Below are 22424 nucleotides of genomic sequence, written 5' to 3' on the forward strand. Positions count from 1 at the left end.
TTTCTCGCGCCGGGTCACCGTGTCTGTCCTGCTAACGTTTAGCGCTTGCTGATCTGGTCGAAAGTTCCGCCGTTAGAGAAGTGCTCTTTCTGCGCTTTCGCCCAGCCGCCGAACTCTTCATCAATGGTGAAAAGCTTCAGTTTCGGGAAGACGCTTTCATATTTCTTCGCCACCGCCGGATCGCGTGGACGATAGTAGTTTTTCGCCGCAATTTCCTGGCCTTCTGGCGAGTAGAGATACTTCAGGTACGCTTCCGCCACCGCTTTGGTCTCTTTCTTCTCAACCACTTTATCAACCACAGAAACGGTAGGTTCGGCGAGGATAGATTCGCCTGGCGTAACGATCTCGAACTTGTCTTTACCCAGTTCGTGGGTGGCGAGCAGGGCTTCGTTTTCCCATGCGATCAGCACGTCGCCAATCCCACGCTCAACGAAGGTGTTCGTGGCACCACGTGCGCCCGAGTCCAGCACTTCAACGTTTTTATACAGCGCTTTCACGAACGCCTGGGCTTTCGCCTGGTCACCGTTGTTGTGATGCAGCGCGTAGCCCCAGGCCGCCAGGTAGTTCCAGCGTGCGCCACCCGAGCTTTTCGGGTTCGGGGTGATAATGGAAACGCCTGGCTTAACCAGATCGTTCCAGTCATGAATTTGTTTTGGGTTGCCCTTACGCACCAGGAAAACAATGGTCGAGGTGTAAGGCGCTGAGTTGTCCGGCAGGCGTTTGATCCAGTTTTTATCGATACGCCCACGCTCGGCGATGGCGTCGACGTCATAGGCCAGCGCCAGGGTAACCACGTCGGCTTCAATCCCGTTGATGACTGAAGTCGCCTGCTTACCGGAGCCACCATGAGACTGACGCACCACCACGTTGTCGCCGGTTTCCTGTTTCCAGTGTGCCGCGAAGGCTTTGTTGTACTGCTCATACAGCTCACGCGTCGGGTCGTATGACACGTTCAGTAACTGGATGTCCTTAGCCAGAACGCTGGTCGATGCCAGCAATAATGTTAACCCTACGCCCCATTTATTCATCGCCCGGATCTCTTGTGTAGTGTTTTGATGCTTGCAGCGTGCCAGAAAGCTAACCAATGATTAAAGAATAAAAAAAGATTGGCTATAACGTAGAGGAATAAAAACGAGCAGGCATAAAAAAACCGGGCGGCGATATCGCCTTACCCGGTCTTTATGAGCGTGGACTTCGGACCCGGTTAACTCAGCGCGACCGGGGGAAAGTCACCGCTCAGTACAGTTTTTTTGCGCAGTCCAGCCAGTCACCCTTGAACGGACGCTTCATGTTTTCAATGGCGTCGATGATGTCATGGTGAACCAGTTTTTCGTTCTGAATACCCACGCAACGACCGCCATGACCCTGCAGCAGCAGTTCAATGGCGTATGCACCCATACGTGATGCCAGGATGCGGTCGTATGGACCCGGGGAACCCCCACGCTGGATGTGGCCCAGAACGGTAGCGCGCGTTTCACGTTTGGTTTCGGTTTCGATGTACTTCGCCAGCTCGTCAACGTCACAGATATGCTCGGTGATGGCTACGATGGCGTGTTTCTTGCCTTTTGCGATACCCGCTTTGATTTCAGCCACCAGATCTTCACGGCTGAATTCCACTTCCGGAACCACTACGAACTCACAACCGCCGGCGATGGCCGCAGCCAGCGTCAGGTCACCACAGTAACGGCCCATCACTTCCACGATGGAGATACGCTGGTGGGAAGAAGAGGTGTCGCGCAGGCGGTCAATCGCTTCAACAACGGTGCCCAGTGCGGTGAAATAACCGATGGTGTAGTCAGTGCCTTTGATGTCGTTGTCGATCGTACCCGGCAGCCCGATGCACGGGAAGCCCATTTCTGTCAGACGTTTTGCACCCATGTACGAGCCGTCACCACCAATAACAACCAGTGCGTCGAGGCCACGTTTTTTCATGTTCTCAATAGCCACTTCACGGACGTGTTCATCACGGAATTCCGGGAAGCGCGCAGAACCGAGGAAGGTACCGCCACGGTTGATCATGTCGGACACGCTGTAACGGTCGAGCTGAACCATGCGATCTTCATACAGGCCCAGATAACCATCATAGATACCAAAAACTTCCAGGCCTTCCGTCAGCGCTGAACGGACAACCCCACGAATTGCCGCGTTCATGCCCGGCGCATCACCGCCGCTTGTCAACACACCGATTTTCTTAATCATGACTACCTCTGAACTTAGGAATGCAAAATTGAAATCTGTTGCCGGAAGAATTTATCGACCAACGAATACTGCAAATAGTATATCAATCACTTCCAGCTGAATTGATTCAGGTCAGACCAAATGGCGGTAATTTATACACAAAATGCTGGCCTGGCTCACTTTTTTACAACCAATTACGAAAGCTCAACATGTCCGGGTACAACCGAGCAGGGATCCTGGTGAATAATGACGTCTGAACCAGGAAAACGCTGCAAAATCGCCTGCTCGACCTGCTCAGCAATAACGTGAGCCTGAACCAGTGGCAGGTTGTCTTCCATTTCAATATGAATCTGAATAAAGCGGGTCGGCCCTGACTGCCGCGTTCGAAGATCGTGTGCACCTCTGACACCAGGCCAGGAGGTCACGATAGAAAAAATTTCATTACGTTCTGAGTCCGGGAGGGCGCGGTCCAGAAGCGATTGCACCGCTTCATACCCCATCCGTAAGGCGCTATATAAAATATAGATGCCAATCCCTAACGCAAACAACGCATCGGCCCGATGCCAGCCATACCAGGCCAGACCGAGCGCAATAAGAATAGCGCCATTCATCATAACATCAGATTGATAATGAAGCATATCCGCCCGTACAGCCTGGCTTTGCGTTTTGCGAACAACCCAGCGCTGGAACGTTACCAGAACAAGTGTGCATATAAGTGCCACAATCGTCACGACCACGCCCACGCCGGGATCGTTCATCGGTGACGGCGAGACGAGATGCTGAATACCGGTTAAAAACAGAAACAGCGCGGAGCCGGAAATAAACATGCTTTGCGCCAGCGCGGCCAGCGATTCGGCTTTCCCGTGCCCAAACGTGTGTTCTTCATCTGCCGGTTGCAGCGAGTAGCGCACAACCAGCAGGTTCGTCAGCGAGGCGGCAATATCCATCAACGAGTCCACCAGCGCCGCGAGAATACTGACTGAGCCGGTATACCACCACGCAAAAATTTTAATCACTAACAGGCTTGAAGCCACGATGGTCGCTGCAATCGCTGCCCGACTTACCAGTCTTCCATAGGATTGATTCATAAACGCTCCTGTCATGTCATGCCGCTAGTATAACGGAAGCATGGGGAGTCAAAGGATGAATAAACGGTTAACAAAGCAGAATGAAGGGCAAAAAAAACCCCCACATCATGTGGGGGAAGACAGGGATGGTGTCTATGGCAAGGAAAACAGGGTTTACTGGTTACTACGGGTACTGCTATTGCTACTGAAAAACGTTGTTTCTGAGCTTCGCTGCATCCGTGCAACCTCACGCAACTGGTCCATTCGCTGCTGATGTCTTGTGTTCAAAACCGCTTGCTGCTCGGGCGTTAGCAGGTGGAACATCTGGTTGCGGACCTTCGCCATCTCTACCTGGCGGGCAACCTGCTCCTGTGCCATTTTTTCGGCCTGAGCGCGTACAGCGCTTTCGTCAAATTTTTCTGCGGTGACAAGGCGGTGCATTGTCTCCATTTCGCTAACATTAACAGGGGGCTGGTCGTGTCGTGCCCTCTGCATCAGATCTCGCATCTGTTGACGCTGATGTTCGGTTAAACTTATGCCATCAAACATATGGCTTTGGCTGCTGTGCTGCGTTGCCCCCTCCGTTGAGGGCCCGTTATCGCCGGGGATAGCTACAGCGGCCTGGCTTAATGTACTGAACGCCAGCGTTGAGGCCATGACGGCAGCGGTAACTTTGCGCATCACTTGCTCCCAAAATCTTTCGTGTCGCGATTCAACGAGAGACAGTCTACGATTCAGGCTGCAAACATGCGTCAGGGGGTGTAAAACAACGTAAAGTCATGGATTAGATAGCCTTGATGTCGTAATTTCTGCCTCGGAGGTATTTAAACAATGAATAAAATCCTGTTAGTTGATGATGACCGAGAGCTCACATCCCTTTTAAAGGAGTTGCTCGACATGGAAGGTTTCAACGTTTTGGTTGCCCATGATGGCGAGCAGGCGCTGAGTCTCCTTGACGACAGCATCGATTTACTTTTGCTCGACGTTATGATGCCGAAGAAAAACGGCATTGATACGTTGAAAGAGCTTCGCCAGACACACCAGACGCCCGTAATTATGCTGACCGCTCGCGGCAGCGAACTTGACCGTGTACTTGGCCTTGAGCTGGGCGCGGATGACTATTTACCAAAGCCGTTTAACGACCGTGAACTGGTTGCCCGTATTCGCGCTATCCTGCGTCGTTCTCACTGGAGCGAACAGCAGCAGAACAGCGACAACAGTTCACCGACGCTGGAAGTCGACTCCCTGAGCCTGAATCCGGGCCGTCAGGAAGCGAGTTTTGACGGTGAAACGCTGGAACTGACTGGCACCGAGTTCACCCTGCTGTATCTGCTGGCCCAGCACCTCGGCCAGGTGGTATCGCGTGAACATTTGAGCCAGGAAGTGCTCGGCAAACGCCTCACCCCGTTTGATCGCGCCATCGATATGCATATCTCGAACCTGCGCCGCAAGCTGCCGGAACGCAAGGACGGGCACCCGTGGTTTAAAACCCTGCGTGGTCGCGGTTATCTGATGGTTTCCGCTTCATGATAGGAAGCTTAACAGCCCGCATCTTCGCCATTTTCTGGCTGACGCTGGCACTGGTTTTAATGCTCGTTTTGATGTTGCCAAAACTCGACTCACGCCAGATGACGGAGCTTCTCGACAGCGAGCAACGTCAGGGCGTGATGATCGAGCAGCACGTGGAAGCCGAGCTGGCAAACGACCCGCCGAACGATTTAATGTGGTGGCGCAGGCTGTTTCGCGCTATCGACAAATGGGCACCGCCAGGCCAGCGCCTGTTGCTGGTGACCAGCGAAGGGCGCGTGATTGGCGCCGATCGCAATGAAATGCAGATCATCCGTAACTTCATTGGTCAGGCGGATAACGCCGACCATCCTCAGAAGAAAAAATACGGTCGGGTTGAGATGGTGGGCCCCTTCTCCGTCAGAGATGGCGAGGATAATTACCAGCTTTACCTGATCCGCCCGGCGAGCAACTCCCAGTCCGATTTCATCAACCTGCTGTTTGACCGTCCGCTGCTGCTGCTGATTGTCACCATGCTGGTTAGCTCACCGCTGCTGCTGTGGCTGGCGTGGAGTCTGGCGAAACCGGCGCGTAAGCTGAAAAACGCGGCGGACGAAGTGGCGCAGGGTAACCTGCGACAACACCCTGAACTGGAAGCCGGTCCACAGGAGTTCCTTGCCGCCGGGACCAGTTTTAACCAGATGGTGAGCGCCCTCGACCGCATGATGACGGCACAGCAACGCCTGCTGTCGGATATCTCGCACGAGCTGCGCACGCCGCTCACGCGCTTACAGCTCGGTACCGCGCTGCTGCGTCGCCGCAGCGGTGAGAGCAAAGAGCTGGAACGTATTGAAACGGAAGCGCATCGTCTGGACAGCATGATTAACGACCTGCTGGTCATGTCGCGCAATCAGCAGAAAAACGCGCTGGTGAGCGAAACGGTGAAAGCCAACCACCTGTGGCATGAAGTGCTGGATAACGCGGCGTTCGAAGCGGAGCAGATGGGAAAATCTTTTACCGTCAACTTCCCGCCGGGGCCATGGCCGCTGTACGGTAACCCCAACACGCTGGAAAGCGCGCTGGAGAACATCGTGCGTAACGCCCTGCGCTATTCGCACACGAAGATTGAAGTAGCCTTCTCGGTGGATAAAGACGGGATCACCATCATCGTTGATGACGATGGTCCTGGGGTAAGCCCGGAAGACCGCGAACAGATTTTCCGTCCGTTCTACCGTACCGACGAGGCGCGTGACCGTGAATCTGGCGGCACGGGGCTGGGTCTGGCGATTGTGGAAACCGCCATGCAGCAGCATCGCGGCTGGGTGAAGGCCGACGACAGCCCGCTGGGTGGGTTGCGGTTAACGCTGTGGCTGCCGTTGTATAAACGTTCGTAGCCGTTTAGCCGGGCGGCGGTATCGCTGACCCGGCTTGCCTCTCCTGCGGGGAAACTATTTCCCCCACAATCTCCGCGAATTATCTTCGATCTTGCTACTTAAACGGCGTTTCTGCATCGTTCGGGTCCAGCTCGTGGACAGCCCCGCAGCGGACAAAAGCCGATGGTACTGGTCGTCATCAAACGGCATATGCCAGGCAATCGCGCAGGCGTCATATACCGAGACATCACTCAGGCGCGATGCCAGCACCAGCGGCGCATCTGCCGATACCTGACCTGCCAACACCACCCGATATAACCAGCCCGTTTTACCCGCGCTCTGCAGCCGGGCAGACATGTCGCTGATGCCGAAATGATAGTTTAGTTTGAAGCACGGCGAGCGCGGCTGCGTCACCTGAATCAGGGCATCGCCCCAGCGGTAGATATCGCCGATAAAGACGTTTTTCTCGGTCAGCCCTTCCGTTGAGAGATTCTCACCAAACGCGGGCGCGACAAACATATCCGCCTGTTCGGGAAACTCGGTTATCCAGTGCTGATAGTGTTCCCGCGGATAGTGGCACAGCGCGCGGTCAGGCCCGCCATGGATTTTCTTTTCGGCCTGCTCATCGCCCACCAGCCCGAGGTCGGTTAACGTCAACTCGCCGTCGACCTGAATTTTGGCGATGGCGCTCGGGCGGCTGCCGTCGTACTCCCTTACCTTGCCTGTAAAGACATTCACCGGAAAATGCATCGCTGCTCCTTTCTGCAGATACAAAAAAAGCGAGTCATCAGACTCGCTTCTCACAGGCGTCAATGCAACCTTATTTTTTCGCGGCGAAACGCGCTGCTGCTTCGTCCCAGTTCACCACGTCCCAGAAGGCTTTGATGTAGTCCGGGCGACGGTTCTGGAATTTCAGGTAGTAAGCGTGTTCCCACACGTCCAGACCCAGGATAGGGAAACCGGATGCGCCAGAGATTGCTTCACCCATCAGCGGGGAGTCCTGGTTAGCTGTTGAAACAACCGCCAGTTTGTCACCTTTCAGAACCAGCCACGCCCAGCCAGAGCCGAAACGGGTCGCAGCGGCTTTTTCGAATTCCGCTTTGAAGTTGTCTACAGAACCGAAATCGCGCTCGATAGCCGCTTTCAGGTCGCCCTGCAGGGTGGTACCGGTTTTCAGGCCTTTCCAGAACAGGCTGTGGTTAGCGTGACCACCTGCGTTGTTACGCAGAACGGTTTTCTTGTCAGCTGGCAGCTGGTCCAGTTTGGTGATCAGCTCTTCAACAGGCAGGCTAGCGAACTCTGGCAGGCTTTCCAGCGCGGCGTTCGCGTTGTTCACATAGGTCTGGTGGTGTTTAGTGTGATGGATTTCCATCGTCTGCTTGTCGAAATGCGGTTCCAGTGCGTCGTAGGCATACGGCAGGGATGGCAGTGTATAACTCATAATCCTCTCCATTATTGTCGGGCGGCACAGCTGTTAATGCCGCGTAAGCAGTTGGTTCATTATAGTTAATTAAATGATATTGAAAATGATTATCAATGCCGTAGTTTTTATAAGGTTATTCGGTTTTCGGTTATTGCTGAAATTGTGAGTCTGCTCACCCGGTTAACGCGTTGATTGCCATTCAAAACCAAAGTGCGGCAACCTTCCGAAGGTTACCCGACTGCTTAATTTTTACACTCATCGAGTCGGTGGGAAGCCACCGGCATATAAAAACGATGAGGATGTAAACATGAATCATGCGATTACGATGGGTATTTTCTGGCATCTGATAGGCGCGGCCAGTGCAGCCTGTTTCTATGCCCCGTTTAAACAGGTCAAACAGTGGTCATGGGAAACCATGTGGTCCGTCGGCGGTGTGGTCTCGTGGATAATTCTTCCCTGGACCATCAGCGCCATGCTGCTCCCGGATTTCTGGGGCTACTTCTCCTCCTTTAACGCCTCCACCCTGCTGCCGGTCTTTCTCTTTGGCGCCATGTGGGGCGTCGGTAACATTAACTATGGCCTCACCATGCGCTACCTCGGCATGTCGATGGGCATTGGCATCGCGATTGGTATTACGCTGATTGTTGGCACTCTGATGACGCCGATCCTCAACGGTAACGTCGACGTGCTGATCAACACCAAAGGCGGCCAGATGACGCTGCTGGGCGTGCTGGTGGCCGTCATTGGCGTGGGCATTGTCACCCGCGCAGGGCAGCTGAAAGAGCGCAAAATGGGCATCAGAGCCGAAGAGTTCAACCTGAAGAAAGGCCTGCTGCTGGCGGTGATGTGCGGGATCTTCTCCGCAGGCATGTCATTCGCGATGAACGCCGCCAAACCGATGCATGAAGCTGCTGCCGCACTGGGCGTCGACCCGCTGTACGTGGCACTGCCAAGCTACGTGGTGATCATGGGTGGCGGAGCGGTGGTTAACCTCGGTTTCTGTTTTTTCCGTCTGGCAAACGTGAAGACCTTGTCACTGAAAGCCGACTTCTCGCTGGCTAAACAGATGATTATCGGGAACGTGCTGCTCTCGGCGCTCGGCGGGCTGATGTGGTATCTCCAGTTCTTCTTCTACGCGTGGGGTCACGCCAGTATTCCGGCGCAGTATGACTATATGAGCTGGATGCTGCACATGAGCTTCTACGTGCTGTGCGGTGGGCTGGTGGGTCTGCTTCTGAAAGAGTGGAACAATGCCGGGCGTCGCCCGGTGGGCGTGCTGAGTCTGGGGTGCGTGGTGATCATTATTGCGGCCAACATTGTGGGCCTCGGCATGGCGAACTGATTACGCCGCGTTACGACTGCGATGACGCCACTGAACCGGCGTCATCCCCACCTCGCGGTTAAAGACCACCGAAAAATAGTTACTGTCCTCAAAGCCGCAACGCATCGCCACATCGCTGACCATCAGTTCCGTATGCTGAAGCAGGTACTGGGCATGGCAGATGCGCAGCTGGCGCAGATAATGGTTCACCGTCATCCCGGTCTGGGTGCGGAATTGCTGGCGCAACGCGCGCTCGCTGCACTGCGCCTGCTCGCAGAATTTCTCCAGCACAAAGCTTTTGTTAAGGCTGCCCGCCAGGGTGGTGATGAGCTTATCGAGCAGGGCTTCCTGCGCGGTAGCCGACGGGTTATCAATGGCGTAGCGATGGCGCGTCAACGTCATGACCAGCTGGGCGAAAAGCAGTTCTGCCATCTGGTGAGCCTCAGGATCGCTTTTCTGGCTCTCCTGCTCCAGCTGAGAAATCACCTGTCGCACCTGCGTCATGCCGTTACTGCTCAGTCGCCAGTGCGCCGCGCACTTCGTATCATTAAAACCCGGAATGTAAGCCGCCCAGTCGACGTTGAGTTTCAGCCTGTCGGGGCAGTAAATCACGTTCTGCAGGACCAGGTCGTTGACCGAAGCGTAGGCGTGTTTGTCTTCAGCACGGATGTAAAACAGATCCCCACGCGTAATGCGGTAGGGCCGGTCGTTGAGGATATGCAAGCCATTGCCCCGCCACACCAGCACCAGCTCGCAGAACTCATGGGTGTGCTCGGCAAAGACGTTTTGCGGATAGCGATCCGCCACCGCGACGGCCTGGCCGGCGGAGGCAAAAAAATCCACTTTGCGAAGCATTAGCTGAGCAACCACGACACCACCTCGACAGCAAATAACCTGACATTATTAGCGTTTTTGCCCACGGGAAACGGTGACAACCCTCGCGTTACTGCAGTGACGCGTCCTTTCCCTGGCGAATATCGCGCGGTGACCAGCTGAATTCCCGGCGAAACAGGGTCGAAAAGTGGTTACTGTCGCCGAAACCGCAACGATAGGCGATATCCGTGACGCTCTCATCGGTATGACGCAGCAGATGGCGCGCTTTAATCAGGCGCAGACGGTTCAGATAGCGCTGGGGCGTCAGCCCGGTTTGCTGCTTCAGCTGACGATGCAAGGTCCGAAGCGACAGCGAAAAATCATCCGCCAGCGTTTCCCAGCAGACATCCTCGGCGAAATGGTCCTCCAGCCAGGCCATCAGTTGAGTCAAACGCGCATCGTTATTCTCCAGCCCGGCCACCATGCTACTGCGGCGCAGCAGCACCAGCAGCTGCATAAACAACAGCTCACGCGTGGCGATGACGTGGGTCTCCTGTCCCTCGTCGCGCTGTTCCATCTGGCTCACCAGCTGACGCACCTGCTGCAGCGTGGACTGATTCACCCGCCAGTGCGAAGGATAGATGCCGTCCTTCTCCTGCGGCAGGAGATGGTTCAGCCCGGACAGGAACTGGAACGCATCGGGCGAACGGTAGAGCACGTTAGTCAGGCACAGGTTGTCGGTATGTTCATATAAGTGCCGGTCATGATCGCGCACAAAGCAGACCGTCCCACCACTGATGGTATACGGCTGGCCGTTAAACACATGGATCCCCGTTCCGTGTTCAACAATCACAATTTCGTGAAAATCATGATGATGCTCAGGAAACGCCACCTGAGGGAGTCGCGGTTCAATCGCGACAGACGACCCACCCGAAGGAAAAAAATCCACGCTGTGCAGTACGGTCATAACGGCCCCCACCAATGAGAAATGTTCTCAAAATAGTAATTAAGGCCCCGCCCCCTCACCTTAAATTTTTGACCGTAAACCTCGCAAAAACTGTCCGTTTTTCAAGAAACAGGCTGAAAGATCAGGAAATGCGGTAAGCGTCACACTGCCTGCAAACCCCGTCACGCCTGGAAACTGTGAACTCCCTCACGTTCATCTTTGCTTTCTTGCCAGCCCCGGAAAACCGCTGTCACTGGCGAGAAGGTGGTGATGGGTTCCTTTTTTTACACTCACTGCTAATGACTTTAAGAAGGACACAACCATGACTTTTCGCCATTGCGTGGCTGTCGATCTAGGCGCATCCAGCGGCCGTGTAATGCTGGCCACTTATGACGGCAAGCGGCAGACGCTTTCGCTTCGCGAGATGCACCGCTTTGTTAACTGCCTGCAAAAGCAGGACGGCTGTGAGGTGTGGGATATCGACAGCCTTGAGGCAGCGATCCGCACCGGACTGCAGAAGGTCTGCGATGCGGGGATCCGTATCGACAGTATCGGCATCGATACCTGGGGCGTCGATTACGTACTGCTGGACAGCAACGGCGAACGCGTTGGTTTGCCGATAGCCTATCGCGACAGCCGCACCGACGGCCTGATGGCGCGTGCGATTGCCGGGCTTGGCAAAGAGAATATTTATGGCCGCAGCGGCATTCAGTTCCTGCCATTCAATACGCTCTATCAACTGCGCGCGCTGGTCGAACAGCAGCCGGCGCTGGTTCCCCGCGTGGCGCATGCACTGCTGATCCCGGACTACTTCAGCTACCGCCTGACCGGCAACATGAACTGGGAATACACCAACGCCACCACCACGCAACTGGTGAACATCAACTCCGATAACTGGGATGAACACCTGCTGGCCTGGACCGGGGCTTCCCCCTCCTGGTTCGGTACGCCGACGCATCCTGGCAATGTGATCGGTCAATGGATGTGCCCGCAGGGTAATGCGATCCCGGTGGTGGCGGTTGCGAGTCACGATACCGCCAGCGCCGTCATTGCGTCACCGCTTGCCGGTAACGACGCGGCCTACCTCTCTTCCGGGACCTGGTCGCTGATGGGCTTTGAGAGCAAAACTCCCTACACCAGCGATGCCGCGCTGGCCGCGAACATCACCAACGAAGGCGGTGCCGAAGGGCGCTACCGCGTGCTGAAGAACATCATGGGTCTGTGGCTGCTCCAGCGAGTACTAAAAGAGCAGAACATTACCGACCTGCCCGCGCTTATTGCCGACACCGAACGACTGAAAGCCTGCAGTTTCCTGATCAATCCCAATGATGACCGCTTTATCAACCCGGCGGACATGAGCGCCGAAATCCAGGCCGCCTGCGTCGACGCCGGGCAGCCCGTGCCATCGAAACCGGCAGAACTGGCACGCTGTATTTTCGACAGCCTCGCCCTGCTGTATGCCGAGATCCTGAGCGAGCTGGCCGACCTTCGTGGCCGGCCGTTCACTCAGCTGCATATTGTCGGCGGCGGCTGCCAGAACCAGCTTCTGAACCAGCTCTGCGCCGATGCCTGCGGGATCACCGTGGTGGCGGGCCCGATTGAAGCGTCGACGCTCGGCAATATTGGCATTCAGCTCATGACCCTGGACGAACTCGCCAGCGTGGACGATTTCCGCACGGTGGTGTCGGCGAACGCCACGCTGACCACGTTCATCCCCAATCCCTGCCATGAAATTGCCCGCTATCGGGCGCAGTTTCAGCAAAACCGACTGACTAAGGAGCTTTGCGCATGACCACTCAACTTGAACAAGCCTGGGACCTGGCTAAACAGCGTTACGCCGCCGTCGGCGTGGATGTCGATGAGGCGCTGCGCCAGCTCGATCGTCTGCCGGTCTCCATGCACTGCTGGCAGGGCGACGACGTTGCCGGTTTCGAGAACCCGGGCGGCTCGCTGACGGGGGGCATTCAGGCCACCGGCAACTATCCGGGCAAAGCGCGTAACGCCACCGAGCTGCGCGCCGACCTGGAGCTGGCGCTGAGCCTGATCCCGGGGCCTAAGCGGCTGAACCTGCATGCTATCTATCTGGAATCTGACACGCCGGTCGCGCGTAACGAGATCAAACCTACGCACTTTAAAAACTGGGTGGCGTGGGCGAAAGCCAACCAGCTGGGCCTGGATTTCAACCCATCCTGCTTCTCACACCCGCTGAGCGCCGACGGTTTTACCCTTGCCCACGCGAACGACGACATCCGCCAGTTCTGGATTGACCACGTAAAAGCCAGCCGCCGCGTCTCCGCGTACTTTGGCGAGCAGCTCGGCACGCCGTCGGTGATGAACATCTGGATCCCGGACGGCATGAAAGACATCACCGTTGACCGTCTGGCCCCGCGTCAGCGCCTGCTGGCGGCGTTGGATGAAGCCATCAGCGAAAAACTGAACCCGGCGCACCACATCGACGCCGTAGAGAGCAAGCTGTTCGGTATTGGTGCGGAAAGCTACACCGTTGGCTCGAACGAGTTTTACATGGGGTACGCCACCAGCCGCCAGACCGCACTGTGCCTGGATGCCGGCCACTTCCACCCGACGGAGGTGATCTCCGACAAAATCTCCGCCGCCATGCTCTACGTACCCCGCCTGCTGCTGCACGTGAGCCGTCCCGTACGCTGGGACAGCGATCACGTGGTGCTGCTGGATGACGAAACCCAGGCCATCGCCAGCGAAATCATTCGCCACGATCTGTTTGACCGCGTGCACATTGGCCTCGACTTCTTTGATGCCTCCATCAACCGCATCGCGGCCTGGGTGATTGGCACCCGCAACATGAAAAAAGCCCTGCTGCGTGCGCTGCTGGAGCCCACCAGCGCCCTGAAACAGCTGGAAGAGAACGGCGATTACACCGCGCGCCTGGTGCTGCTGGAAGAGCAGAAAACCCTGCCATGGCAGGCGGTGTGGGAGATGTACTGCCAGCGTAACGACACCCCAGCGGGCAGTCAGTGGCTGGATAACGTGCGGATGTATGAGAAAGACGTGCTGAGTCAGCGCGGATAAATATGCCCTCACCCTCTTCCTGTGGAAGAGGCCACTTTTACCCCCTCTCCCTGTGGGAGAGGGCCGGGGTGAGGGAAACGCTCACCGCGATCACGGGAAATGAAACACTATGCAGACCATCACTAACGCCTGGTTCGTCCAGGGCATGATTAAAGCCACCTCCGACGCCTGGCTGAAAGGCTGGGACGAGCGTAACGGCGGTAACCTGACGCTGCGCCTGGATGATGCCGACATTGAACCGTTCGCCGCCGAGTTCCATCAGAAGCCGCGCTATATCGCCCTGAGCCAGCCAATGCCGCAGCTCGCCAGTACGCCGTTTATCGTCACCGGTTCCGGTAAATTCTTCCGTAACGTGCAGCTCGACCCGCAGGCCAACCTCGGGGTGGTGAGAGTGGACAGCGACGGCGCAGGCTATCACATCCTCTGGGGGCTGACGGACGATGCAGTACCCACGTCTGAACTCCCGGCGCACTTCCTCTCTCACTGTGAGCGTATCAAGGCAACCCACGGCAAAGACAGGGTGATCATGCACTGTCACGCCACTAACCTGATCGCCCTGACCTACGTGCTGGAAAACAGTAGCGACTACCTCACGCGGAAGCTGTGGGAAGGCAGCACCGAATGTCTGGTGGTTTTCCCCGACGGGGTCGGCATTCTGCCGTGGATGGTGCCGGGTACCGACGAAATCGGCCAGGCCACCGCCATCGAAATGCAGTCCCACTCCCTGGTGCTGTGGCCGTTCCACGGGGTATTCGGCAGCGGGCCGACGCTCGACGAAACGTTTGGTCTGATTGATACCGCCGAGAAGTCCGCCGAGGTGCTGGTGAAGGTCCTGTCGATGGGCGGCATGAAGCAGACCATCACCCGGGAAGAGCTGATTGCACTCGGTAAACGCTTTGGCGTCACGCCGATGCAGTCGGCACTGGATTTGTACCCATAGCGGCCCGCGAAAGCGGCTGGAGGCATGATGATCCGCAAAGCATTTGTGATGCAGGTGAACCCTGACGCGCACGACGAGTACGCGCGTCGCCATAACCCCATCTGGCCAGAGCTGGAGGCGGTATTAAAAGACCATGGTGCGCACCATTACGCTATCTATCTCGATGAGACGCGTAACCTGCTGTTTGCGAGCGTTGAGATTGAATCGGAAGCGCGCTGGAACGCGGTGGCAAAGACCGACGTTTGTCAGCGCTGGTGGAAATACATGGGTGAGGTAATGCCCTCGAACCCCGACAACAGCCCGGTGAGTGCCGAACTGAAAGCGGTGTTTTACCTGCCCTAAAGCGTTAACGCTGCCGCATCCGCGGCAGCGTCCTGCGTTAGTTTGCCTCCACCGCAGCGCGGCGCGCCGCAATCTCCTGCTTACTGCTTAGCGTAAAGGCCGAGACCACCGTAATCGCCAGTACAAAACACCCCAGCATCAGGTAGGTCTCCTGGAAACCGATCCGGTCATACATATTCCCGGCGAAAGCAGAGAGGAAAATCGCCGCCGACTGTTTGGCAAACTGGAAGCCAATCAGATAGATAGTGGCCGACAGACGGGTATCGAACACGCCAGTGATGTATTTGAACGCCCCCACCAGCAGGAACGGAACCTCCAGCGCGTGCAGCATCTTCAGGGCAATGACCTCCACCGCGGTGGTGGCGAACGACGAGCCGATAATGCGCGTCGCCATAATCAGCCCGGCAATCAGCAGCGTATTCTTCGCGCCGATACGGTTGATGATCCACGGCGAGCAGAACATGATGATCGCGTTGCAAATTTCCCCCGCCGTGGTGGCAAAACCAAAGGCTCGCGTTCCCTCCTGCGGCGTTGCGAAGAAGGTTTTAAAGAAGGTGGCAAACTGCTGGTCAAAAACGTCATACACGCAGGCCACACCGATGACGTACAGAATGAACATCCACATTCTGCGCTGACGGAACAGGTTAAAGACCGTCCTGGCGGTGATCTGCGGCTGGTTGGCCCCCAGCGCATTCATCACCTGCGCAGTCTGGTTTGGCTTCGGTTTCGCAACCACCAGCAACAACATCAGCAGCAGCGCAGCCGCTGACCCCATCCAGAAGACATACGACGGGTCGATGCCAAACAGAATACCGCCCGTTGAAGCGCACAGCCCCCAGCCGAGACAGCCGAACATGCGCGCCTTGCCGTATTCAAACACGCTGTTACGGCTCACGCGTTCGATGTAGGCCTCAATCGCGCCTGAACCTGCGGAGAAGACAAAACCGATGTACAGACCGCCGCTCAGCGCCCCCAGCCAGATACTGGTTTTCAGCAGTGGCGCAAAGACATACAGGAAGAACGGCGCGAACAGAAACAGCAGCACCGTGATAATCCACAGCAGGTGTTTTTTCAGCCCCAGCTTATCCGAAATGACCCCAAGCACGGGCTGGAAGGCGATGGCCGAAAGCGAGATACAGGAGAATACGATCCCGGTATGGGTTTTGTTCAGGCCAATGACATCCGACAGCCAGATCGGCAGAAACGGAAAGCAGGTGGCCATAATGAAGAAGTAGAGAAAGAAGAACAGCCCGAAGATCCAGAAGTTAGGGTTGTCTTTGTGGGTACAGGTTGTTGTGTTCATTATTTTTATCCTCAACGGAGGGCCAGTCTCCCGGCCCATCACCCTTACACGCGTTCAACGCCAATCAGAATGGCGGTTTCCGGGTCCAGAATCGGCAGTGCGATCCCCGCCTGCATCAGCCACTCACCGCTGGCCGTCTGGGACGTTTCCATCCACGCCGGTAGCTTGCGCATGGTGTGCCCGCCCTCACCGGTGAGCCGAATGTTGGGGTGGTCGAGCAGCGTGATGCGGTACTGCGCCTGCGCGTCGAGCCCCGGCATGCGCAGCGGCATCATGAGCGTGTAATCCGGCATGGCCAGTTGGCTGACCATAAACAACCCCTGCGTTTTGTCTTCGCTCACTATACCCTGCGCCAGCGTGCTGGCATCCGGCATATCCACGCGCCACTGGGTACCGTGATGGATGACTTCCCGCCACTGCTTGTGCAGCGCGGCGTAATGGCGATAGCCTTCACGCTCCTGAGCATCGACGGTGAGCGGATCAAGCTCCAGTCCCATGTGGCCAAACAGTGCCGTCAGGCCGCGGAAAGCAATGCTGTGCTGGCGGAAGGTGGCGTGACATTTATGATGACCGATATGCGCGCCCATCACTTCCGGCGGGAAGAAGTAGCTCATGCCACGCTGGATGGTATTGCGCTCCAGCGCGTCGTTGTTGTCAGAGGCCCAGAAGCGGTGACTGCGGGTCAGGACTTCATAATCGATTCGCCCGCCACCCGAGGAGCAGGACTCAAATTCGATGTGCGGGAAACGCTCACCCAGCACGTCTAACAGACGATAAAACTGCCGCGTCTGCGCATCCGCGGCGGCTTTGCCGTGGTGCCCGGGCTGTACCAGTTCGCGGTTCATATCCCACTTAACGTAGTCGATGGCATGTTCGCCCAGCAGCCAGCTCATGCGCTCGACCAGATAATCAAAAGCCTGCGGAATATTCAGGTTGAGCACCAGTTGATGACGGCCCGTTGCCTGGGTGTAGCCCGGCAGCGCCAGCACCCAGTCGGGATGGGCACGATACAGATCCGAGTCCGGGTTAATCATCTCCGGCTCAATCCAGATACCAAATTCCATGCCGCGCTTTTTCACATGGTTAATCACCGGCGTCAGCCCGTCCGGGTATTTTTTCTCGTCCAGGTACCAGTCACCCAGCGCCGCGTGGTCATCGTTACGGCCTTTGAACCAGCCGTCGTCGATGATAAAACGCTCCACGCCCAGCGCCGCAGCCTCATCGGCCATGCGCATGATGTACGCCGGGTCATGGCTGAAGTAGATCCCCTCCCAGGTATTGAGATGTAACGGGCGCGGTTTGTTTTCAGGGAAGCGGATAACGTTCTCGCGCAGATACCGGTGGAACGACTGGCTCATGCCGTTCAGACCCCGTGCGGAGTAGCTCGCATACAGGCGTGGTGTCCAGAGCGTTTCCCCCTCTTCAATCGCCATTTCTCCCGGCAGGTAGAGGGCTTCGGCCTGCAGATAGCGGCGTCCGTCGGTTTTGACTTCCGCACGCAGGCGGTGGTTGCCGCTCCAGCCCAGATGCACGCCCCAGACGTCGCCGTGCATTTCGTTAAATGAGGACGTACCGGCGATCAGCGCCGGGAAGTGTTCGTGAGAGGTCCTGCCGCGGCGGTTTTCAATCACAACGCTGTCGTGTTCAAGCTTCACGCGATGCGGCTGGAACTCACGGATCCAGCGTCCGTGGAACGCCATCACGTCCTGCGCGCGTTCGGCGACCGGTAGCGTCACGGCGAAACGATCAACCTGCCACGCCTGCGCCCGCAGGTTAGTTAAACCGTGACGCACCACCAGAACCCCGCTTGCATCCAGTGCCAGCTCGCTGGTCAGACGCAACCCGGCATGTTCATCTTCCGCCGTTAACGTCAGGGTTTGCCCCTGGTGCTGCACATGGGTGGTTTTAAAGACAGGCGACCCGTCCAGCCCCTGGCGGTGCCCTTCGATACCGGGCGAACCAAACAGACCGTGTCCCAGCTCCGCCATCAGCGTCACCGGGGCGTCAACGTCGAGCCTGCCGTTCGCCACCGGACGAGCCAGACTTACCACATCTTGCGGTGAAAAGTGGTGAAGGTGCGGCCCCCAGTAGAGAATTTCGGCGAACGGGTGCGTGGTGATCACCAGGTCAACCGCCTTACTTTCGAGTCGAAAAATGGAATCGTGCATCAGACCTCTCCTGTCATCGGGATGATCTGAGTGTTAATCCGAAACGTTTCGGATACAAACCAAAACGTTTCGGATCTGTGATCGGCTTTGGAATTTTGCTGTGTTTAGGCCGTCTGACCCGGGAAGAACTCTGGCTGCCAGAGCACCTGTAGCTGAGCGATATCGTCGCCGTTAATCAACTGACGCACCATGTCAGCGATCTGTTTCCCGACGCCCTGGCGGGTGGACTGAATAACCGCCGCCACATCAACATCGACAATGCTGTCCTGCGGTAAGCCGTCGTAAACCACCAGCGAAACGGCGTTTTCACCGCAGAGAAGACCCCGCTGCGCCAGCGCCATGGCCGCACCGTCGCCGTGAGTGTTGCAGTCGGTAATGATGGCCGTGGGGGGCTGCGGCAAGGAGAGAAGTTCATTCGTCGTGGCGTAACCCACGCGGCGCGAAGGCGGCATGGCGCGCAGCCATTCGCTGGATAACCCGGCTTCGCGTAGCGCATCCAGATAACCCTGGCGGCGCTGGGTGATGAAGGCCTGATTGTTGCTTTCACCCAGCAAGGCGATGCGGCGATGTCCCTTTTCAATCAGCCAGCGGGTGGCATTATACGTGCCGGCATAGTTGTCAAAATCAAACCACGCATAGGGCTGCGGTAGCTGGCTGCGCCCGAGCGCGAGAAAGGGAAAACCGGCGGCCTGAAGCTGTTCCAGCCGCGGGTCATGATCCAGCGTGTGCGCCACAATCAGCGCATCCACGCGACGACTTTGCACCATACGCATATAGCTGTGCTTATCCGCCAGATCGTCATCGGCAATCAGCAGGAGATCGATTTCATGTCGCGCCAGTTCGTGGCTAATTTCGCCGACCATGTCCATAAAGACGCTGTTATTGAGCGGAACAGGATGCACCGGAAAAACCAGACCCACGGCGTCGATTTTGCCCATCTTCAGGCGACGCGCGAAGGTGTTTGGCCGGTAGCCACGGCGCTGAGCCTCCGCTTCGACGCGGGCGCGCGTCTCGCGGGAGACATCGTCATACCCGTTAAGGGCGCGGCTGACGGTGGTAACAGACAGCCCCAGTTCTTTGGCAATGGCTTTAAGCGACATGATTTTCCGTATCTGCGTTAATTTTGTTCAGCCACCAGAAGCGCGTGCGTATCCGGCTCGAGGGCCTTAAAGATATGCGGCTGGTCAGCGGGATAGCAAATGTAATCCCCCGGGCCAAGCTCTTCCGCCGCGTCGATCAGACCAACCAGCGCTCTACCCTGCGTCACAATAATATGCTCCACTGAGCCTGCCGGATGTGGCTGAGAAATGCGGTCGGCACCCGGCTGGGTGAGTAACAGGTAGATGTCACGACGCGCGCCCGGCGGGCACGCCGCCAGCAAAATGGCTTCATAGTTAGCCTGTCCGGCAACCACCTTCGTTCCTTCTCCACGGCGGATCACCTGAGTGGTCGGCTGCTGCGGTTCAAGCAAACGGGCAAAAGGAATGTCCAGCGCCACACAGAGTGACCAGAGCGTCTCCAGGCTGGGATTCCCGTTGCCGGACTCCAGCTGCGACAGCGTGGATTTAGCGATCCCGGCACGGCGCGCGATTTCCGCCAGTGAAAGTCCGGTTCGCAGGCGTTCTCGCACCAGACTTTTAGCGATCACGCTGATTGGCTGCGTCATAAAAACGGCCCCTTTGTTCTATAAATCGAACGAATCGTTCGCCTTGAAAAACGGTTCTGATGCGTTCATTATAATGGAAATACGTTCGATATGGCTAAAATTGTATGAAGCATCATCTCTCAACCCTGAAAGGCGACACGATAAAAGCAATCATCCTGGTGTGTCTCGCGGTAGGCGTCGTCGGGATGTCCTATGGCTCGCTGGCAATGGCCTACGGTTTCCCGGTCTGGGTCCCGTTTTTACTCTCTATTACCGTGCTGGCAGGTGCCTCTGAATTTATGTTCATCGGCATTGTGGCAAGCGGCGGTAACCCTCTGGCAGCGGCGGCTGCCGGATTACTGGTTAATGCACGCCATGTACCGTTTGGGGTGACGGTGCGTGAACTGGTGGGTAAACGTGGCCTGAGTTTTCTGGGTTGCCACATCATGAACGACGAAAGCGTGGTGTTCGGGTTGTCGCAAAAAACGCCCGAACAGCGTAAGGCGGCATACTGGTTATGCGGATTAGGCGTGGCGATCGTCTGGCCGCTGGGTACATTGCTGGGCACCATGGTTGGCAAACTGTTGCCGGACCTTGAAACCATCGGGCTGGATGCGGTATTCCCGGCGATTTTACTGGCGTTAGTGGTGCCGGCTTTTAAAAATCGCACCACCCTGATCCGCGCCTGCAGCGGTGCTGCATTGTCACTGGCCGCCGTGCCGTTTGCTCCGGTGGGTTTACCGGTTCTGCTCTCTTTACTGGGTCTTGCTGCGAGGAAAAAATAATGGGGAATATGACGGTCTTTATTCTCGGTATCGCCCTTCTTTCTGTGGGAACCTATTTAATGCGTCTCGGCGGGGCAAAACTCGGCAACCGACTGGCGCTGTCAGACCGCTCTCAGGCTCTGCTTTCAGATGCGGCAACGGTTTTGCTGTTTTCCGTCGCGCTGGCGACCACCTTCTATGAAGGTGAGCATTTTGCCGGTATGGCGCGCGTACTGGGCGTGGCGTTTGCAGTGTTTCTGGCATGGCGAAAAATGCCGTTAATTGTGGTGATCGTGGCGGCAGCGGTCGTGACTGCATTGCTGCGTCTGGCGGGTATCCAATAAAAAAAAGCGCCCCGGGGGCGCTCTTTCGACGGTGTGGCAGCTTATTTGTTCAGTTCAGCGGTCATGTGTACGCGGTTACCGGTAAACGCCTGCGTAATTTTGTAAGATGACGCGCCCGCTTCCTGAGCCTGTGCAGCAATTTTCGCTTCTGCGCCATCAATGGTAGAGGCGGTTGCGGTCACAGTCTGTGCAGCGAAAGAACCGAAAGACGTAGCCAGAGCGATTACTGCGACAAAAGTTTTGATGCTTTTCATGATATAAACCCTTTCAATTAGTTGTTTGTTTAAGGCACCGTGCCTTGATGAGATAAATAGTAGACCTCATCATGAACAACTAAAAGCGGAAGGATTTGCTATTCTTTTTCAAATTTACTGATTAACTATTAATCGCTGCGGATGGGTATAAATTGTCGCCCTTCCCGGCTTACAGAACCCCACCAGCGTCAGATTACAGCGCTCCGCCACTTCCACCGCCAGCGTGGTCGCGGCCGATACGGCAAAAAGGATTTCAACGCCGCACATCGCCGATTTTTGCACCATCTCGTAGCTGGCGCGGCTGGAGACCAGTGCCGCCCCCTGCTGCCAGAGTTCGCTTTCACGCGCCCGGCGGCCCATCAGTTTATCCAGCGCCACATGGCGGCCGACATCCTCATGCCCCCCGGCAATATCGCCCGATGGCAGAACCCATGCCGCCGCATGCGTGCATCCGCTCAGCTGGCCGGCAGGTTGCACGTCATTCAGATGTTCAAGGGCATGGTCGAGATGGGCCAGATTGAAGGTCTGGGTAAACGGCAGAGGTGCGACAGGCTTACCGATATCATTGAGCTGCTCTACCCCGCAAACCCCGCATCCGGTACGCCCGGCCAGCGCGCGTCGCCGCTCTTTGAGCCCCATAAACCGGCGGCTTGAGAGTTCGATTTGCACTTCAAGGCCGTTGCAGACCTTCACCACATCCATGCCGTAAATCTCTTGCGGGTGCTCAATGATGCCTTCCGAGAGGGAAAAGCCAATCGCGAACAGCGCCAGATCTTTCGGCGAGGCCATCATCACCACATGGGAAATACCGTTGTAAACCAGAGCAACGGGCACTTCCTCCGCCAGAAAATCAGGCGTGGTGTGGGTAATGTGGGGCGGTCTGTGTACCGAGAGTTCCACGATACCGGCAGGCAGTGGCGACGGGTGGGTAACACGGTTTTGTTTAGACACAGCGGTATTCCTGAACAACCACGGAGGTGAGCCTGCTA

The 22424-nt window shown here is 56.6% G+C and carries 23 protein-coding genes; 9 read left to right on the top strand and 14 right to left on the bottom strand.

The features are described from left to right. Window positions 1-38: 38 nt before the first annotated feature. The 4 genes from ACN9MQ_RS22290 to cpxP form a co-directional block, all read right to left on the bottom strand. Window positions 39-1028, bottom strand: a complete 990-nt coding sequence (locus tag ACN9MQ_RS22290) for a sulfate ABC transporter substrate-binding protein (protein WP_032680073.1) — start codon at window positions 1026-1028, stop codon at window positions 39-41. 208 nt (window positions 1029-1236) lie between these two features. Beyond that, a complete protein-coding gene (gene pfkA / locus ACN9MQ_RS22295) occupies window positions 1237-2199 on the bottom strand; it encodes a 6-phosphofructokinase (protein ID WP_014172210.1) in 963 nt (320 codons plus the stop codon). Between the two features lie 173 nt (window positions 2200-2372). Continuing rightward, window positions 2373-3266, bottom strand: a complete 894-nt coding sequence (fieF, locus tag ACN9MQ_RS22300; protein ID WP_020883958.1) for a CDF family cation-efflux transporter FieF — start codon at window positions 3264-3266, stop codon at window positions 2373-2375. Between the two features lie 153 nt (window positions 3267-3419). Next, window positions 3420-3926 carry a cell-envelope stress modulator CpxP gene (cpxP, locus tag ACN9MQ_RS22305; protein ID WP_020883960.1) on the bottom strand — a complete coding sequence of 169 codons (507 nt, stop codon included), beginning with the start codon at window positions 3924-3926 and terminating at the stop codon, window positions 3420-3422. Window positions 3927-4076: 150 nt separating this feature from the next. Between cpxP and cpxR the strand changes: the two genes are divergently transcribed. Next, window positions 4077-4775: an envelope stress response regulator transcription factor CpxR gene (gene cpxR / locus ACN9MQ_RS22310; RefSeq protein WP_014172213.1), complete on the top strand. Its 699-nt coding sequence runs from the start codon at window positions 4077-4079 to the stop codon at window positions 4773-4775. After that, window positions 4772-6145 carry an envelope stress sensor histidine kinase CpxA gene (gene cpxA, locus ACN9MQ_RS22315; RefSeq protein ID WP_010436910.1) on the top strand — a complete coding sequence of 458 codons (1374 nt, stop codon included), beginning with the start codon at window positions 4772-4774 and terminating at the stop codon, window positions 6143-6145. Before cpxR ends, cpxA begins: the two co-directional genes overlap by 4 nt. Before the next feature lie 54 nt (window positions 6146-6199). Here cpxA and yiiM read toward each other — a convergent pair whose 3' ends face one another. Next, the gene (gene yiiM, locus ACN9MQ_RS22320) at window positions 6200-6874 is read right to left on the bottom strand and encodes a 6-hydroxyaminopurine reductase (protein ID WP_032679245.1); all 675 of its coding nucleotides are present in this window, start codon (window positions 6872-6874) and stop codon (window positions 6200-6202) included. A gap of 70 nt (window positions 6875-6944) precedes the next feature. Further along, window positions 6945-7565, bottom strand: a complete 621-nt coding sequence (gene sodA / locus ACN9MQ_RS22325; RefSeq protein ID WP_014833772.1) for a superoxide dismutase [Mn] — start codon at window positions 7563-7565, stop codon at window positions 6945-6947. Window positions 7566-7854: 289 nt separating this feature from the next. On the opposite strand from sodA, the gene rhaT reads away from it, so the two are divergent. After that, a complete protein-coding gene (rhaT, locus tag ACN9MQ_RS22330; protein WP_020883962.1) occupies window positions 7855-8889 on the top strand; it encodes an L-rhamnose/proton symporter RhaT in 1035 nt (344 codons plus the stop codon). Here the strand turns inward: rhaT and rhaR are convergent, their stop codons facing one another. Both rhaR and rhaS read right to left on the bottom strand, forming a co-directional pair. Then, window positions 8890-9738: an HTH-type transcriptional activator RhaR gene (rhaR, locus tag ACN9MQ_RS22335; RefSeq protein WP_014172216.1), complete on the bottom strand. Its 849-nt coding sequence runs from the start codon at window positions 9736-9738 to the stop codon at window positions 8890-8892. A 73-nt stretch (window positions 9739-9811) separates the two neighbouring features. Beyond that, window positions 9812-10648, bottom strand: coding sequence for an HTH-type transcriptional activator RhaS (rhaS, locus tag ACN9MQ_RS22340; protein WP_041162912.1), 837 nt, complete (start codon window positions 10646-10648; stop codon window positions 9812-9814). 301 nt (window positions 10649-10949) lie between these two features. Between rhaS and rhaB the strand changes: the two genes are divergently transcribed. From rhaB to rhaM, 4 genes are all read left to right on the top strand, one after another. After that, the gene (rhaB, locus tag ACN9MQ_RS22345; protein ID WP_020883964.1) at window positions 10950-12419 is read left to right on the top strand and encodes a rhamnulokinase; all 1470 of its coding nucleotides are present in this window, start codon (window positions 10950-10952) and stop codon (window positions 12417-12419) included. Further along, window positions 12416-13675: an L-rhamnose isomerase gene (gene rhaA / locus ACN9MQ_RS22350; RefSeq protein ID WP_151712639.1), complete on the top strand. Its 1260-nt coding sequence runs from the start codon at window positions 12416-12418 to the stop codon at window positions 13673-13675. The genes rhaB and rhaA overlap by 4 nt, the downstream gene beginning before the upstream one ends. Window positions 13676-13784: 109 nt before the next feature. Next, complete coding sequence (gene rhaD / locus ACN9MQ_RS22355; RefSeq protein ID WP_014172220.1) at window positions 13785-14615, top strand: rhamnulose-1-phosphate aldolase; 831 nt, start codon at window positions 13785-13787, stop codon at window positions 14613-14615. 27 nt (window positions 14616-14642) lie between these two features. Further along, complete coding sequence (rhaM, locus tag ACN9MQ_RS22360; RefSeq protein WP_025202745.1) at window positions 14643-14957, top strand: L-rhamnose mutarotase; 315 nt, start codon at window positions 14643-14645, stop codon at window positions 14955-14957. Window positions 14958-14994: 37 nt separating this feature from the next. On the opposite strand, the gene ACN9MQ_RS22365 is transcribed toward rhaM, so the two are convergent. The 4 genes from ACN9MQ_RS22365 to ACN9MQ_RS22380 form a co-directional block, all read right to left on the bottom strand. Next, complete coding sequence (locus ACN9MQ_RS22365) at window positions 14995-16260, bottom strand: MFS transporter (RefSeq protein ID WP_044857714.1); 1266 nt, start codon at window positions 16258-16260, stop codon at window positions 14995-14997. A 44-nt stretch (window positions 16261-16304) separates the two neighbouring features. After that, window positions 16305-18428, bottom strand: a complete 2124-nt coding sequence (locus ACN9MQ_RS22370) for an alpha-galactosidase (protein WP_426021619.1) — start codon at window positions 18426-18428, stop codon at window positions 16305-16307. A 104-nt stretch (window positions 18429-18532) separates the two neighbouring features. Then, window positions 18533-19528 (bottom strand): substrate-binding domain-containing protein, encoded by a 996-nt coding sequence (locus ACN9MQ_RS22375; protein ID WP_014172224.1) that lies wholly within the window; start codon window positions 19526-19528, stop codon window positions 18533-18535. A gap of 17 nt (window positions 19529-19545) precedes the next feature. Then, the gene (locus ACN9MQ_RS22380) at window positions 19546-20094 is read right to left on the bottom strand and encodes a helix-turn-helix domain-containing protein (RefSeq protein WP_014172225.1); all 549 of its coding nucleotides are present in this window, start codon (window positions 20092-20094) and stop codon (window positions 19546-19548) included. 104 nt (window positions 20095-20198) lie between these two features. Between ACN9MQ_RS22380 and ACN9MQ_RS22385 the strand changes: the two genes are divergently transcribed. Next, a complete protein-coding gene (locus tag ACN9MQ_RS22385) occupies window positions 20199-20858 on the top strand; it encodes an AzlC family ABC transporter permease (protein ID WP_014172226.1) in 660 nt (219 codons plus the stop codon). Next, window positions 20858-21181: an AzlD domain-containing protein gene (locus tag ACN9MQ_RS22390; protein WP_020883971.1), complete on the top strand. Its 324-nt coding sequence runs from the start codon at window positions 20858-20860 to the stop codon at window positions 21179-21181. Before ACN9MQ_RS22385 ends, ACN9MQ_RS22390 begins: the two co-directional genes overlap by 1 nt. A gap of 41 nt (window positions 21182-21222) precedes the next feature. Here ACN9MQ_RS22390 and ACN9MQ_RS22395 read toward each other — a convergent pair whose 3' ends face one another. Both ACN9MQ_RS22395 and fdhD read right to left on the bottom strand, forming a co-directional pair. Continuing rightward, a complete protein-coding gene (locus ACN9MQ_RS22395; RefSeq protein ID WP_008501827.1) occupies window positions 21223-21435 on the bottom strand; it encodes a DUF1471 domain-containing protein in 213 nt (70 codons plus the stop codon). Window positions 21436-21549: 114 nt separating this feature from the next. Further along, window positions 21550-22386 (bottom strand): formate dehydrogenase accessory sulfurtransferase FdhD, encoded by an 837-nt coding sequence (fdhD, locus tag ACN9MQ_RS22400; RefSeq protein WP_426021618.1) that lies wholly within the window; start codon window positions 22384-22386, stop codon window positions 21550-21552. Window positions 22387-22424: the final 38 nt, after the last annotated feature.

Source organism: Enterobacter sp. R-25 (assembly GCF_049913205.1).
GTDB lineage: Bacteria > Pseudomonadota > Gammaproteobacteria > Enterobacterales > Enterobacteriaceae > Enterobacter > Enterobacter ludwigii.

Bases quoted from the DNA above. Each gene is read 5' to 3' on its own strand.
- ACN9MQ_RS22290 (WP_032680073.1), bottom strand. From the start codon at position 1,028: ATGAATAAATGGGGCGTAGGGTTAACATTATTGCTGGCATCGACCAGC.
- pfkA (WP_014172210.1), bottom strand. From the start codon at position 2,199: ATGATTAAGAAAATCGGTGTGTTGACAAGCGGCGGTGATGCGCCGGGC.
- fieF (WP_020883958.1), bottom strand. From the start codon at position 3,266: ATGAATCAATCCTATGGAAGACTGGTAAGTCGGGCAGCGATTGCAGCG.
- cpxP (WP_020883960.1), bottom strand. From the start codon at position 3,926: ATGCGCAAAGTTACCGCTGCCGTCATGGCCTCAACGCTGGCGTTCAGT.
- cpxR (WP_014172213.1), top strand. From the start codon at position 4,077: ATGAATAAAATCCTGTTAGTTGATGATGACCGAGAGCTCACATCCCTT.
- cpxA (WP_010436910.1), top strand. From the start codon at position 4,772: ATGATAGGAAGCTTAACAGCCCGCATCTTCGCCATTTTCTGGCTGACG.
- yiiM (WP_032679245.1), bottom strand. From the start codon at position 6,874: ATGCATTTTCCGGTGAATGTCTTTACAGGCAAGGTAAGGGAGTACGAC.
- sodA (WP_014833772.1), bottom strand. From the start codon at position 7,565: ATGAGTTATACACTGCCATCCCTGCCGTATGCCTACGACGCACTGGAA.
- rhaT (WP_020883962.1), top strand. From the start codon at position 7,855: ATGAATCATGCGATTACGATGGGTATTTTCTGGCATCTGATAGGCGCG.
- rhaS (WP_041162912.1), bottom strand. From the start codon at position 10,648: ATGACCGTACTGCACAGCGTGGATTTTTTTCCTTCGGGTGGGTCGTCT.
- rhaB (WP_020883964.1), top strand. From the start codon at position 10,950: ATGACTTTTCGCCATTGCGTGGCTGTCGATCTAGGCGCATCCAGCGGC.
- rhaA (WP_151712639.1), top strand. From the start codon at position 12,416: ATGACCACTCAACTTGAACAAGCCTGGGACCTGGCTAAACAGCGTTAC.
- rhaD (WP_014172220.1), top strand. From the start codon at position 13,785: ATGCAGACCATCACTAACGCCTGGTTCGTCCAGGGCATGATTAAAGCC.
- rhaM (WP_025202745.1), top strand. From the start codon at position 14,643: ATGATCCGCAAAGCATTTGTGATGCAGGTGAACCCTGACGCGCACGAC.
- ACN9MQ_RS22365 (WP_044857714.1), bottom strand. From the start codon at position 16,260: ATGAACACAACAACCTGTACCCACAAAGACAACCCTAACTTCTGGATC.
- ACN9MQ_RS22370 (WP_426021619.1), bottom strand. From the start codon at position 18,428: ATGCACGATTCCATTTTTCGACTCGAAAGTAAGGCGGTTGACCTGGTG.
- ACN9MQ_RS22375 (WP_014172224.1), bottom strand. From the start codon at position 19,528: ATGTCGCTTAAAGCCATTGCCAAAGAACTGGGGCTGTCTGTTACCACC.
- ACN9MQ_RS22380 (WP_014172225.1), bottom strand. From the start codon at position 20,094: ATGACGCAGCCAATCAGCGTGATCGCTAAAAGTCTGGTGCGAGAACGC.
- ACN9MQ_RS22385 (WP_014172226.1), top strand. From the start codon at position 20,199: ATGAAGCATCATCTCTCAACCCTGAAAGGCGACACGATAAAAGCAATC.
- ACN9MQ_RS22390 (WP_020883971.1), top strand. From the start codon at position 20,858: ATGGGGAATATGACGGTCTTTATTCTCGGTATCGCCCTTCTTTCTGTG.
- ACN9MQ_RS22395 (WP_008501827.1), bottom strand. From the start codon at position 21,435: ATGAAAAGCATCAAAACTTTTGTCGCAGTAATCGCTCTGGCTACGTCT.